The sequence below is a fragment of the Curtobacterium sp. MCBD17_028 genome (genome assembly GCF_003234875.1).
In the GTDB taxonomy this organism is placed as follows: Bacteria; Actinomycetota; Actinomycetes; order Actinomycetales; family Microbacteriaceae; genus Curtobacterium.
The window spans coordinates 205,975-219,406 of the sequence record NZ_QKTQ01000002.1 but is presented as its reverse complement, the minus strand read 5'-3'; the positions used below and the strand labels follow the sequence as shown (position 1 = coordinate 219,406).

Here is a 13,432-nt window from a genome sequence, read left to right as displayed (position 1 = left end):
CCGCGCCGGTGACCACCGGCGGCCTCCCCGATCACCCGAGCCGCTCCTCCAGAAAGCGAGACCCGATGCTCCGCGTCGCCGTGCCCAACAAGGGATCCCTGTCCGAGACCGCGACCGACATGCTGCGCGAGGCGGGCTACGCCGGCCGGCGTGACCCGAAGGCGCTCCACCTCGTCGACGAGCGCAACGGGGTCGAGTTCTTCTTCCTCCGCCCACGTGACATCGCGACCTACGTCGGCTCCGGCGCGCTCGACGTCGGGATCACAGGACGCGATCTGCTGCTCGACAGCGGTTCGACGGCCTCGGAGATCGAGGAGCTCGACTTCGCGGATTCCACCTTCCGGTTCGCCGGGCCGCCCGGACGCTTCACGGAGTTGACGGACCTCGAGGGCGTGCGTCTGGCGACGAGCTACCCGGGGCTCGTCGGCGACTTCCTCGCTCGGCACGGGGTGACCGCGGTCCTCGTGAAGCTGGACGGCGCGGTCGAGAGCGCCGTGCGGCTCGGTGTCGCCGACGCGGTGGCCGACGTCGTCTCGACGGGGAGCACGCTGCGCGCCGCGGGACTCGAGATCTTCGGGCCGGTGATCCTCGAGTCCACCGCCGTGCTCGTGACGACGGACGAGTCGATCGAGGGCATCTCCGTGCTGCGACGACGGCTCCACGGTGTGCTGGTGGCCCGGAGCTACGTGATGCTCGACTACGACATCCCGTCCGTGCTCCTGCCCCAGGCCACGGCGATCGCGACCGGGATCGAGTCACCGACCGTGTCGCCCCTGCACGACCCCACGTGGTCGGCCGTGCGCGTCATGATCCCGCGGGCCGACACGAACCCGATCATGGACGCCCTCTACGAACTCGGTGCGCGCGCGATCCTCGTCAGCGCGATCCACGCCGCGCGACTGTGAGCGGGAGCACGGGCATGTCGGTCGCGGTCCGGGTGATCCCGTGCCTCGACGTCTCGGCGGGCCGGGTCGTCAAGGGCGTCAACTTCCTCGACCTGCAGGACGCCGGGGATCCGGTCGAGCTGGCGGCGCGGTACTACGAGCAGGGCGCGGACGAGCTCACGTTCCTCGACGTGTCGGCGACCGTCGAGGGCCGCGCGACCATGTACGAGACCGTCACCCGGACGGCCGAGCAGGTGTTCATCCCGCTCACCGTGGGTGGTGGCGTCCGCAGCGTCGACGACGTCGCCCGTCTCCAGCAGTGCGGCGCGGACAAGATCGGCGTCAACAGCGCGGCGATCGCCCGACCGGCACTCGTCGGCGAGATCGCGGACCGCTTCGGAGCCCAGGCCGTCGTGCTGTCGCTCGACGTCAAGCGCGCCGATCGCATGCCCTCGGGGTTCGTCGTGACCACGCACGGCGGTCGGCGCGAGACCGACATCGACGCCCTCGCCTGGGCACGGGAGGCCGTGGAGCGTGGCGCGGGCGAGCTGCTCGTCAACTCGATCGACGCCGACGGCACGAAGGCGGGCTTCGACCTCGAGCTCGTCGCCGCCATGCGTGCCGTCGCCTCGGTGCCGGTGATCGCGTCGGGAGGCGCGGGCGCGCTCGAGCACTTCGCGCCCGCGATCGACGCCGGGGCCGACGCGGTCCTCGCGGCCAGCGTGTTCCACCGAGCCGAGATGACCATCGGCGACGTCAAGGACGCCCTGCGCGCGGCCGGACACGCCGTACGCTGATGGACGACATGGCCGACAGCACCAGCACCGCAGTACCGTCCCCCTCGTCCACCGAGGCGGTCCTCGACCGCGCCCGCTTCGGGGCCGACGGCCTCCTGCCCGCCGTCATCCAGGAAGCCGCCACCAAGGACGTCCTCATGCTCGGGTACATGGACCGGGAGGCCCTCCGCCGGACCCTGACGGAGGGTCGCGTCACCTTCTGGTCGCGGTCCCGGCAGGAGTACTGGCGCAAGGGCGACACCTCGGGGCACGCGCAGTTCGTCCGAGCGGCGGCGTTCGACTGCGACGCCGACACGATCCTCGTCACCGTCGACCAGATCGGCGCCGCGTGCCACACCGGTGCGCACCGGTGCTTCGACGTCGACCCGCTCGCACCGGTCGTGGGCAGCGCCGAGGGCACGGCCGGCACCGCCGTGGCCGGCACCGCCGCAGCCGGTGGCGACGCGGCCGACGTCGACGCGAGGGAGGCGACCGGTGCCTGAGGCGACCATCCCGGGCACCGAGGCGGCACCCGTGGACCACCCGCACACGACCGCGCGCGCGGAGTTCGACGCCATGCTCGACGGCCACCGCGTCGTCCCGGTCGTACGAGCGCTCTTCGCGGACAGCGAGACGCCCGTGGGCGTCTACCGGAAACTGGCAGCGGGGCGTCCGGGGAGCTTCCTGCTCGAGTCCGCGGGCCAGGGCGGACTCTGGTCGCGCTGGTCGTTCGTCGGGGTCCGCAGCTTCGGCGTCCTGACGCAGGACGGTACCGAGGCGCGGTGGATCGACACGGGCATCGACGCGGAGCGTGCGGTCGGATCGCTCGAGGGCGCGCCGCTCGACGTGCTCGCACGACTGCACGAGCGGTGGGCGACCCCGCGGCTCGCGGGCATGCCGCCGCTCGTCGGGGGCACCGTCGGGTTCATCGGATGGGAGGCCGTCCGTCAGCTCGAGCACCTCCCGGACGCGCCACCGGCCGAGTTCACGGTGCCGGGCCAAGCGATGGCGTTCGTCTCCGAGCTCGCGGCGATCGACCACCGGACCGGACTCGTGCTCCTCGTGGCGAGCGCCCTCAACGACGGCGCGGACGACCCCGACGCCATGTGGGCGGATGCGCAGGCGCGGCTCGACCGTCTCCAGCGCGACCTCGTGCAGCCGTCGACGGCCACGGTGGCCGAGGCCTTCGACGTGGCGGCGCCGTCCCCGTCCGCTCGCTCGACCCCCGAGGAGTACGCGGCGGCGATCGAGCGTTCGAAGCGCTTCATCCGGGACGGCGACGTGTTCCAGGTCGTCATCTCGCAGCGGTTCGACCAGCCCGTCACGGCCGACCCGCTCGACGTCTACCGCGTGCTCCGGACGCTCAACCCGAGCCCGTACATGTACTTCCTCAGTCTCGCGGACACGAGCGACGAGCCGTACTGGATCGTCGGTGCCTCGCCGGAGGCCCTGGTGCGGGTCGAGGACGGTCGCGCCATGACCCACCCCATCGCCGGCTCCCGGCCTCGCGGTCGCACCACCGAGGAGGACGTGCGTCTCGCCGACGAACTGCTCCTCGACCCGAAGGAACGGGCCGAGCACCTCATGCTCGTCGACCTCGCGCGGAACGACCTCCAGAAGGTGTGTCTGCCCGGCACCGTCGCCGTCACCGAGTTCATGCAGGTCGAGCGGTTCAGCCACATCATGCACCTCGTGTCGAGTGTCGAGGGGACGATCCGCCCCGGGGCGAGCGCGATCGACGTGTTCCGCGCGACGTTCCCGGCAGGCACGTTGTCGGGTGCGCCGAAGCCGCGTGCGCTCGCGATCATCGACGAGCTCGAACCCGCCCAGCGGGGCGTGTACGGCGGCGTCGTCGGCTACTTCGACTTCGCGGGCTCGGCGGACGTGGCGATCGCCATCCGCACGGCGCTGATCCAGGGCGGGGTCGCCCGCGTGCAGGCGGGTGCGGGGCTCGTCGCCGACTCCGACCCGGCCACGGAGCACGTGGAGGCCCAGAACAAGGCCGCGGCGCCGCTGCGCGCCGTCGCGACCGCCAACGCCATGCGGGCGGTCCGGTCGTGAGGCGCTCACGCCCGCTCGTCGTCCTCGCCGGTCTCGCGGTCGCGGGCATCGTGCTCCTGTCCTGGACGCAGACCTGGTTCACGGCGCACCTCGACGCCACGAGCGCGACGGCGAGCACGGTGACGGCGGACGGCTCCGTCGTGCCCTACTCAGCCCTCGCGATCGCCATGTTGGCCCTGTCGATCGCCCTGACCATCGCGGGGCGCGTGCTCCGCGTCGTGCTCGCGGTCGTCGAGGTGCTGCTCGGGATCGCGGTCGTCGTGACGGGGATCGGCCGTCTGAGCGATCCCGTGGTCGCCGCGCAGTCCGCGATCAGTGGTGTCACCGGCGTGCAGGACGTCCCCGCGATCCGCTCGATCGTACGGAGCATCGACGTCACCCCGTGGCCGTACGTCGGCATCGCGGGTGGCGTGCTCGCCGTGGCGCTCGGCCTGCTCGTGCTCGTCGTCCAGCGGTCCTGGCCCGGCCCGAGTCGCCGGTACGGGGGCACTGGACGGGTGCCGGCGGCCGACGCGCCGCGGGATGCCATCGTCGACTGGGACGACCTCAGCGCGGGCGTCGACCCCACGGCTGCCGGGACCTCCACCGCCGGGGTCGACGGGGTGGCCGCCGCTGACGGGACGGCGGAGGACCGCACGGTAGGATCGGGGGAGCGTCGCACCGAGGACGACGCACCGGACCACGAGGAGCACCGTGAGCAACACTGAGCCCGCAGAACTCGGCGAGGGACACTCGCCCGCCGCCTGGACGGCCGTGATCATCATGCTGGTCGCCTTCGCCATCGGCGTCATCTGCTTCTGGTTCAGCATCGCGTGGGCGGTCTGGGCGTCCGCCGGACTCCTCGTCGTCGGGCTGATCCTCGGCGGCGTGCTCGCGAAGCTCGGGTACGGCGTCAACGGCCCGAAGTACGTCACGCGCACCCACGAGTGACCCGATGACGGCCGAGCCGACCACGGATCTGCTCGCGGGGCTCGTGGCGGGAGCGCTGGAGGACGCTGCGGCGCGACGGCTCGACCGTCCCGCGGCGGACGTCGAGCGCGACCTCGACCGCGTGTCGTCGCCGCGCGACGCGCTCGCGTTCCTCGCTCCCGGCGACCGCGTGCACGTCATCGCGGAGGTCAAGCGGGCCAGCCCCTCGCGTGGGCCGCTCGCCGAGATCGCCGATCCAGCCGAGCTGGCGAGCCGGTACGAGGCCGGCGGCGCCAGCGCGATCAGCGTCCTGACCGAGGGGCGCCGGTTCCGGGGGAGCCTCGCCGACCTCGAGGCCGTCCGGGCCCGGGTGGCCGTCCCGGTGCTGCGCAAGGACTTCATCGCCGATCCCTACCAGGTGCTCGAGGCGCGGGCGTCGGGCGCCGACATCGTGTTGCTCATCGTCGCCGCGCTGGACCAGCCCCGGCTCGTCGAACTCCACACGCTCGTCGAGCAGCTCGGGATGCGGGCACTGGTCGAGGCCCACTCAGCGGACGAGGTCAGCCGCGGGCTCGACGCCGGGGCGCGCATCCTCGGTGTCAACGCCCGCGACCTGACCGACTTCTCGCTCGACCGCGACCTCTTCGGGCGCCTCGTCGGTGCGGTGCCGGATGGTGTGGTCCGCGTGGCCGAGTCCGCCGTGTCGTCGCCCGCCGACGTCGCCCACTACCGCGCCGCGGGCGCCGATGCCGTGCTCGTCGGCGAGGCCCTCGTGACCGGTGACGACCCGGCGGCGACGCTCGCTGCGTTCCGCGTCGTCTAGAACCCATCCGCCGGGCCCGCCCGGACCCTCCTCACCGGAGCACCACGTGACCCACCTCCGCGACCTCCATGGTCCGTACTTCGGCGACTTCGGCGGACGGTTCGTCCCCGAGTCGCTCGTGTTGGCGCTCGACGAACTCGAGCAGGCCTTCCGCGCCGCCTGGGCGGATCCGGCGTTCCACGCCGAACTCGACGCCCTGCAGCGCGACTACACCGGCCGCCCGTCGATCATCACCGAGGTCCCGCGGTTCGCCGAACACGCCGGTGGTGCCCGAGTGGTCCTCAAGCGCGAGGACCTCAACCACACCGGGTCGCACAAGATCAACAACGTGCTCGGGCAGGCGCTCGTGGCCAAGCGGCTCGGCAAGACCCGGCTCATCGCCGAGACCGGGGCGGGCCAGCACGGGGTCGCCACCGCCACCGCCGCGGCGCTGTTCGGCATGGAGTGCGTGGTCTACATGGGTGCCGTGGACACGGAGCGCCAGGCGCTCAACGTCGCGCGCATGCGGTTGCTCGGGGCCCAGGTCGTCGCCGTCGAGACCGGTTCGCGCACGCTCAAGGACGCCATCAACGAGGCTCTGCGGGACTGGGTGGCGAACGTCGACACCACGCATTACCTGCTCGGCACGGTCGCCGGCCCGCACCCGTTCCCCGAGATGGTCCGTGAGTTCCACAAGGTGATCGGCGAGGAGGCCCGTGCCCAGGTCCTCGAGCTCACCGGGCGCCTGCCCGACGCGGTCGCGGCGTGCGTCGGTGGCGGGTCGAACGCGATGGGCATCTTCGAGGCGTTCCTCGACGACGAGTCCGTGGCGCTGTACGGCTTCGAGGCCGGTGGCGAGGGCGTGCAGAGCGGACGGCACGCGGCGAGCATCACCCTCGGCCGGTCGGGCGTCCTCCACGGGGCGAAGTCCTACCTCATGCAGGACGACGACGGGCAGACGATCGAGAGCCACTCGGTGTCCGCCGGCCTCGACTACCCGAGTGTCGGCCCGGAGCACGCTCACCTCGCTGCGATCGGGCGCGCCACCTACGAGCCGATCACCGACGTCGAGGCCATGGACGCCTTCCGGCTGCTGACGCGCACGGAGGGGATCATCCCGGCGATCGAGTCGGCCCACGCGCTCGCGGGCGCGGTGAAGCTGGGGGCGCGGCTCGGCCCCGACGCCATCGTCCTGGTGTCGCTGTCCGGGCGCGGGGACAAGGACGTCGCGACCGCCAGCCGCTGGTTCGGGCTCATCGACGAGGGAGCGGAGCAGCTGTGAGCACCACGACGTCGCGGTCCGTGCGCGCCGCCATCGACACCGCGAACGCCGAGCGTGCCGGGGCGGTCGTCGGCTACCTCCCCGCGGGGTTCCCGGACCTGCCCACGAGTGTGGCGGCCGCGGTGGCCCTCGCCGAGAACGGGGTCGACGCGATCGAGCTCGGCCTGCCGTACTCGGACCCGGTCATGGACGGCCCGGTCATCCAGCGCGCGACCGAGACGAGTCTCGCGAACGGCTTCCGCGTGGCGCACGTCTTCGACGCCGTGCACGCGATCACCGAGCGGGCCGACGTCCCGGTCCTCGTCATGACGTACTGGAACCCGGTGCTGCGCTACGGCGTCGACCGGTTCGCGGACGACCTCGCCGCCGCGGGCGGGTCCGGGCTCATCACGCCCGACCTCATCCCGGACGAAGCAGGCGAGTGGATCGCCGCGTCCGAGCGCACCGGCGCCGACCGCGTGTTCCTCGCCGCGCCGTCCTCGTCCGACGACCGCATGCGCCAGGCCGTCGAGGCGAGCCGGGGCTTCGTGTACGCCGTGTCCACCATGGGCGTGACGGGTGCTCGTTCGGGCGTCGACGCCGCTGCGCGCTCGGTCGTGTCGCGCCTGCGCTCCGCGGGGGTCGAGCGCACCTGCGTCGGTCTCGGGATCTCGACCGCGGAGCAGGTGTCGGAGATCCTCGCCTACGCGGACGGCGCGATCATCGGTTCGGCGTTCGTCCGGGCCCTGCAGGACGAGGGCGTCCGCGGCGTCGGCCGCCGCGCTGCCGACCTGACCCGTGGCGCTACAGTGATCTCCGACGACGGCCCGGCCTCGCCGGTCGTCTGACGGAACAGCGACGAAAGGCGTACGCCCCTCCATGCTTCCCCTGAGCATCCCGAGCCCGAGCACGGCCTGGCAGTACTTCGACCTGACGAACTGGCTGGACCGGGTCTTCGGGTGGTCCTTCCCACTCGACTTCCGGATCCACGCCTACGCCATCTGCATCCTGCTCGGGATCGTCGCCTGCGTCGTCATCACCGACCGTCGGCTGGTGCGTCGCGGCGTCGAGAAGTGGGTCATCGTCGACATCGCGATCGGCGCGGTCCCGCTCGGCATCATCGGCGGGCGCGCCTACCACGTGTTCACCCACGTCGGGGACTACTTCGGGCCGGGCATCGCATGGTGGGAACCGTTCGCCATCTGGGAGGGCGGGCTCGCCATCTTCGGCGCCCTGATCGCCGGCGCCCTCGGTGCCTGGTGGGCCTGCCGGTACGTCGGGCTCCGGTTCACCACCTTCGTCGACGCCGTCGCGCCCGGGCTGCTCGTCGCTCAGGCGTTCGGCCGGCTCGGCAACTACTTCAACCACGAGCTCTTCGGCATGCCGACGAACCTGCCCTGGGGGCTCCAGATCGAGCAGTCGAACCCCGCGTACCCGGTCGGTCTGCCGGCCGGGACGCTGTTCCACCCGACGTTCCTCTACGAGATCATCTGGAACCTCGTCGGGTTCGCGGTCATCATGCTCATCGACCGGCGCTTCCACCTGCAGTGGGGCCGCGTGCTCGCGCTCTACCTGATCTGGTACGGCGCGGGGCGGTCGGTGCTCGAGTCGATCCGGGTCGACACGAGCGAGACCTTCTTCGGAGTCCGCACGAACGTCTGGGCCGCACTCGCGGCGATCGTGCTCGGCATCGTCATCTTCGTCGTGCAGACCCGGCGACACCCGGGTACCGAGCCCAGTGGGTACCTGGCCGGTCGCGGTCCGCGCGCGGCCAGCAGTGTAGGATCTGACGACACCTACTCGGAGTCCGACGACGAACCGCTCGTCGTCACCGATCCGGAACCGGTCGCCACCGCCGCCGACCGCAGCTAGGGCACACCCGAGCTGAACTCCGACCGACCGCGGCAGAGCCGTGGTCCGACGACATCACGTCCACAGCAACTCGTGATGTCGTCCGGGTCCCGCGCGGGACCCGACCGTCGTAGGGTCACCACAAGTGGCCCGACACCTCGCACGCCGCCCGGAGCACCGTCACGGGCGGCTGTGCCCGGGCACACGCCTCGCCGCTCGGCGACGTACCACCGGGTCCAGTCGACCGCTCGACGTCCCAGTTCCCCATCTCCTCGTGAGGACGGTTCCCATGGCGCTCCTGCCACCCCACCAGCGTTTCAGCGCGGTCCCGGCCGCCGTCGGCGCGTACGACCCGGCGAACGAGAAGGACGCCTGCGGTCTGGCCATGGTCGCCACGCTCCGCGGAACGCCCGGTCACGACATCGTCGACGCGGCGCTCGGTGCCCTCCGTCACCTCGAACACCGCGGTGCCATCGGCAGCGACGCCGGCACGGGTGACGGCGCGGGGATCCTCTGCCAGGTCCCGGACGCCTTCCTCCGCGAGGTCGTGCCGTTCGCGCTGCCCGATGCGGGCGGGTACGCGGTGGGTACGGCGTACCTCCCGACCAACCTGGACGCGCGCGCCGCCGTCAAGGCGGCGATCGAGGCCGTCGCGGCGGACGAGGGGCTCCGGGTCCTCGGTTGGCGTGAGGTGCCCGTGCGCCCGGACGAGCTCGGCACGCTCGCGCGAGCTGCCATGCCGGCGTTCGAGCAGTGCTTCGTCGCGAGCGAGCGCCACGACGAGGACGGCACGCCGCGGTCGGGCATCGCGCTCGACCGACAGACCTTCCGCCTCCGCAAGCGGATCGAGCGCGACCAGGACGTGTACTTCATGTCGCTGTCGAGTCGGACCATCGTCTACAAGGGCATGGTCACGACCCTCCAGCTCGAGCCGTTCTACCCCGACCTGAGCGACGAACGGTTCGCCTCGAAGCTCGCGATCGTGCACTCGCGCTACTCGACGAACACCTTCCCGTCCTGGCCACTGGCGCAGCCGTTCCGGATGATCGCGCACAACGGCGAGATCAACACGGTGCGCGGCAACCGCAACTGGATGCGCGCACGGCAGTCGCAGCTCGAGAACGAGCTCCTCGGCGACATGGCGCCGTTGCTGCCGATCGTCAGTCCGGCCGCGAGCGACTCGGCGTCGTTCGACGAGGTCGTCGAACTCCTCAGCTTGTCGGGCCGATCGCTGCCGCACGCCGTGTCGATGATGGTGCCCGAGGCGTGGGAGAACCGCGCGGACATGGACCCCGACCTCCGGGCGTTCTACGAGTACCACTCGATGCTCATGGAGCCGTGGGACGGCCCCGCCGCCATCACGTTCACCGACGGCTCGCTGGTCGGTGCGACGCTGGACCGCAACGGCCTCCGGCCGGGTCGCTTCCTCGTGACCGACGAGGGCCTCGTCGTGCTCGCGAGCGAGACGGGTGTCATCGACGTCCCGGCCGAGCGGGTCGTCCGGAAGGGGCGCCTGCGGCCGGGCCGGATGTTCCTCGTCGACACCGAGGCCGGGCGCATCATCGAGGACGACGAGGTCAAGCGTGAGCTGGCCGCCTCCGGGCCGTGGGCCGCGTGGCTGGCCGCGGGCCGGATCAACCTCGAGGACCTGCCGGACCGCGAGCACGTCGTGCACACCCCGGCGTCCGTGACCCGACGGCAGCGTGCCTTCGGGTACACGGAGGAGGAAGTCCGGATCCTGCTGCGTCCGATGGCGCAGACGGGAGCCGAACCCCTCGGCGCCATGGGGTCGGACACGCCCATCGCGGTGCTGTCGGAGCGACCCCGGTTGCTGTTCGACTACTTCACCCAGCAGTTCGCGCAGGTGACGAACCCGCCGCTCGACTCGATCCGCGAGTCCGTCGTGACGAGCATGGGACTCGGGCTGGGCCCGGAGCGCAACCTCCTCGACGCGACGCCGGAGCACGCGAAGCAGATCGTCCTGGACTTCCCGGTGATCGACAACGACCAGCTCGCCAAGATCGAGCACTTCGAGACCGAGTCCGGCCGGCAGCTCACCGTCACGGTCAAGGGGCTCTACCGCGTCGACGCGGGCGAGCAGGCGATGCAGACGCGCATCCGCGGGATGCTCGACGAGGTCGACGCCGCGATCGAGGCCGGCAAGCAGTTCATCGTGCTCTCCGACCGTGACGGCACCGTGGACCTCGCGCCCGTTCCGAGCCTGCTCATGCTCGCGGCCGTGCACCACCACCTCATCCGGACCGAGCAGCGGATGAAGGTCGGTCTGATCGTCGAGGCCGGCGACGTCCGCGAAGTCCACCACGTCGCGACCCTCATCGGGTACGGCGCGTCCGCGATCAACCCGTACCTCGCGATGGAGACCTGCGAGAACCTCGTCCGGTCGGGGATGCTCCCCGGCATGACGCCAGAACAGGCCGTCAAGAACGTCATCAAGGCGCTCGGCAAGGGCGTGCTCAAGATCATGTCGAAGATGGGCATCTCGACGGTGTCGAGCTACGCTGCGGCGCAGGCGTTCGAGGCCGTCGGACTGAGCCAGGAGTTCGTCGACGAGTACTTCACCGGCACGTCGTCGATCCTGGGCGGGGTCGGCATCGAGGTCATCGCCCGTGAGAACGCCGAACGGCACGCGAGCGCCTACCCGCAGGACGGTGCGGTCAGCGCACACGAGCGCCTGGCCACCGGTGGTGAGTACCAGTGGCGCCGCGAGGGACCGCCGCACCTGTTCAACCCCGAGACGGTGTTCCGGCTGCAGCACGCCACCCGCGCCCGCCGGTACGACATCTTCCGCGAGTACTCGTCCGCGGTCGACGACCAGGCCGAGCAGCTCATGACCCTGCGCGGACTCTTCTCGTTCCACAAGGGACTCCGCCCGCCGGTGCCCCTCGACGAGGTCGAGCCCATCGAGTCGATCGTCAAGCGGTTCAACACGGGTGCGATGAGCTACGGCTCCATCTCCCGGGAGGCCCACGAGACACTCGCGATCGCCATGAACCGGCTCGGCGGACGCTCGAACACGGGTGAGGGCGGGGAGGACGTCGAACGACTGCTCGACCCCGAGCGCCGGAGCGCGATCAAGCAGGTCGCCTCGGGGCGCTTCGGCGTGACGAGCATGTACCTGACGCACGCGACGGACATCCAGCTCAAGATGGCGCAGGGTGCGAAGCCGGGCGAGGGTGGCCAGCTCCCGCCGGCCAAGGTCTACCCCTGGGTGGCGCGCACCCGCCACGCCACCGCCGGTGTCGGCCTCATCTCACCGCCGCCGCACCACGACATCTACTCGATCGAGGACCTCAAGCAGCTCATCTTCGACGTCAAGCGAGCGAACCCGTCCGCGCGCGTGCACGTCAAGCTCGTGAGCCAGTCGGGCATCGGTGCGGTCGCGGCGGGGGTCACGAAGGCACTCGCCGACGTCGTGCTCGTCTCGGGCCATGACGGCGGCACCGGCGCGAGCCCGCTCAACTCGCTCAAGCACGCGGGGACGCCCTGGGAGATCGGCCTGGCCGAGACCCAGCAGACGCTCATGCTCAACAAGATGCGCGACCGCGTCGTGGTCCAGGTCGACGGTCAGATGAAGACCGGGCGTGACGTGGTGGTGGCCGCACTGCTCGGGGGCGAGGAGTACGGGTTCGCGACGGCACCGCTCGTCGTCGAGGGCTGCATCCTCATGCGGGTGTGCCACCTCGACACGTGCCCGGTCGGCGTCGCGACGCAGAACCCGGAGCTCCGCAAGCGCTTCACGGGCAAGCCGGAGTTCGTCGTGAACTTCTTCGAGTTCCTGGCACAGGAGGTCCGCGAGTACCTCGCCGAGCTCGGGTTCCGCAGCCTCGAGGAGGCGATCGGGCACACCGAGGTCCTCGACGTCGACCGCGCCGTCGAGCACTGGAAGGCCTCCGGGCTCGACCTCGCCCCGGTCCTGCGCGGGCCGGAGTTCGCCGACGACGAGCCGCGCCGGAACCTGCGCGAGCAGGACCACGAGCTGGACGCTCACTTCGACAACGGGCTCATCCGCGCCGCGACCGACGTCCTCGAGCACGGCGGCAACGTCGCGCTCGACCTGCCGGTCCGGAACACCGAGCGCGCGGTCGGGACCATGCTCGGGCACGAGGTGACGGTGCGACACGGTGAGAACGGCCTCCCGGCCGGCGCGATCGAGGTGACGCTCCGCGGATCCGCTGGGCAGTCGCTCGGCGCGTTCCTGCCCTCGGGCGTCCGCATCCGGCTCTTCGGCGACAGCAACGACTACGTCGGCAAGGGGCTCTCCGGCGGCGAGATCGTCGTCCGCCCCACCGAGGGTGCCGGGTTCGCGGCCGAGGAGAACGTCATCGCCGGCAACGTCATCGGATACGGCGCCACGCAGGGGTCGATGTTCATCCGCGGGATCGTCGGCGAGCGGTTCCTCGTCCGGAACTCGGGCGCCACGGCCGTGGTCGAGGGCGTGGGCGACCACGCGCTCGAGTACATGACCGGCGGTCTCGCACTGATCCTCGGCGCGACCGGCCGCAACCTCGGCGCCGGCATGTCGGGCGGCACGGCGTACGTCCGCGGGCTCCGACCGGAGGACGTCAACCAGGACGCCCTCGCGTCCGGCGAGCTCGTCCTGTCGTCGCTCGACAGCGCGGACGCCGAGATCGTCACCGATCTGCTCGAGCGTCACGTGGCCGAGACCGATTCCGGGCTGGCCCGGTCGATCCTGGCCGAGGACCCGGACCTCACCGCGTTCGTCAAGGTGCTCCCGCGCGACTACGCTGCCGTCCTCAAGACCCGCCAGACCGCGGTCGACGAGGGGCTCGACCCCGACGGCGACGTCGTCTGGAACCGCATCCTGGAGGTCACCGGTGGTTGAGCGCACCCGGATCCGATCCGTCCC

The 13,432-nt window shown here is 71.5% G+C and carries 10 protein-coding genes and 1 pseudogene; all 11 read left to right on the top strand.

Going from position 1 to position 13,432, the window contains the following annotated elements:
• Positions 1–65 precede the first annotated feature (65 nt).
• On the top strand, positions 66–905 hold the full coding sequence (hisG, locus tag DEI86_RS03355; protein ID WP_111035902.1) for an ATP phosphoribosyltransferase: 840 nt from the start codon (positions 66–68) through the stop codon (positions 903–905).
• Positions 906–919: 14 nt separating this feature from the next.
• Entirely contained in the window at positions 920–1,681 is a 762-nt protein-coding gene (gene hisF, locus DEI86_RS03350; protein WP_111009143.1) for an imidazole glycerol phosphate synthase subunit HisF, read from the top strand.
• 8 nt (positions 1,682–1,689) lie between these two features.
• Positions 1,690–2,073 (top strand): annotated as a pseudogene (gene hisI / locus DEI86_RS03345) (phosphoribosyl-AMP cyclohydrolase); the annotation flags it as partial.
• 163 nt (positions 2,074–2,236) lie between these two features.
• Positions 2,237–3,721, top strand: coding sequence for an anthranilate synthase component I (locus tag DEI86_RS03340; protein WP_111035958.1), 1,485 nt, complete (start codon positions 2,237–2,239; stop codon positions 3,719–3,721).
• Positions 3,718–4,428, top strand: coding sequence for a Trp biosynthesis-associated membrane protein (locus tag DEI86_RS03335; RefSeq protein ID WP_111035901.1), 711 nt, complete (start codon positions 3,718–3,720; stop codon positions 4,426–4,428). The genes DEI86_RS03340 and DEI86_RS03335 overlap by 4 nt, the downstream gene beginning before the upstream one ends.
• On the top strand, positions 4,415–4,651 hold the full coding sequence (locus DEI86_RS03330; protein ID WP_111009141.1) for a DUF6704 family protein: 237 nt from the start codon (positions 4,415–4,417) through the stop codon (positions 4,649–4,651). The genes DEI86_RS03335 and DEI86_RS03330 overlap by 14 nt, the downstream gene beginning before the upstream one ends.
• Positions 4,652–4,679: 28 nt before the next feature.
• Positions 4,680–5,453 (top strand): indole-3-glycerol phosphate synthase TrpC, encoded by a 774-nt coding sequence (trpC, locus tag DEI86_RS03325; RefSeq protein WP_111009354.1) that lies wholly within the window; start codon positions 4,680–4,682, stop codon positions 5,451–5,453.
• A 46-nt stretch (positions 5,454–5,499) separates the two neighbouring features.
• Complete coding sequence (gene trpB, locus DEI86_RS03320) at positions 5,500–6,714, top strand: tryptophan synthase subunit beta (protein WP_111009140.1); 1,215 nt, start codon at positions 5,500–5,502, stop codon at positions 6,712–6,714.
• The gene (trpA, locus tag DEI86_RS03315; protein WP_111009139.1) at positions 6,711–7,541 is read left to right on the top strand and encodes a tryptophan synthase subunit alpha; all 831 of its coding nucleotides are present in this window, start codon (positions 6,711–6,713) and stop codon (positions 7,539–7,541) included. The genes trpB and trpA overlap by 4 nt, the downstream gene beginning before the upstream one ends.
• A gap of 31 nt (positions 7,542–7,572) precedes the next feature.
• Positions 7,573–8,565, top strand: a complete 993-nt coding sequence (gene lgt / locus DEI86_RS03310) for a prolipoprotein diacylglyceryl transferase (RefSeq protein ID WP_111013265.1) — start codon at positions 7,573–7,575, stop codon at positions 8,563–8,565.
• 268 nt (positions 8,566–8,833) lie between these two features.
• Positions 8,834–13,408 (top strand): glutamate synthase large subunit, encoded by a 4,575-nt coding sequence (gltB, locus tag DEI86_RS03305; protein ID WP_111048818.1) that lies wholly within the window; start codon positions 8,834–8,836, stop codon positions 13,406–13,408.
• Positions 13,409–13,432 lie beyond the last annotated feature (24 nt).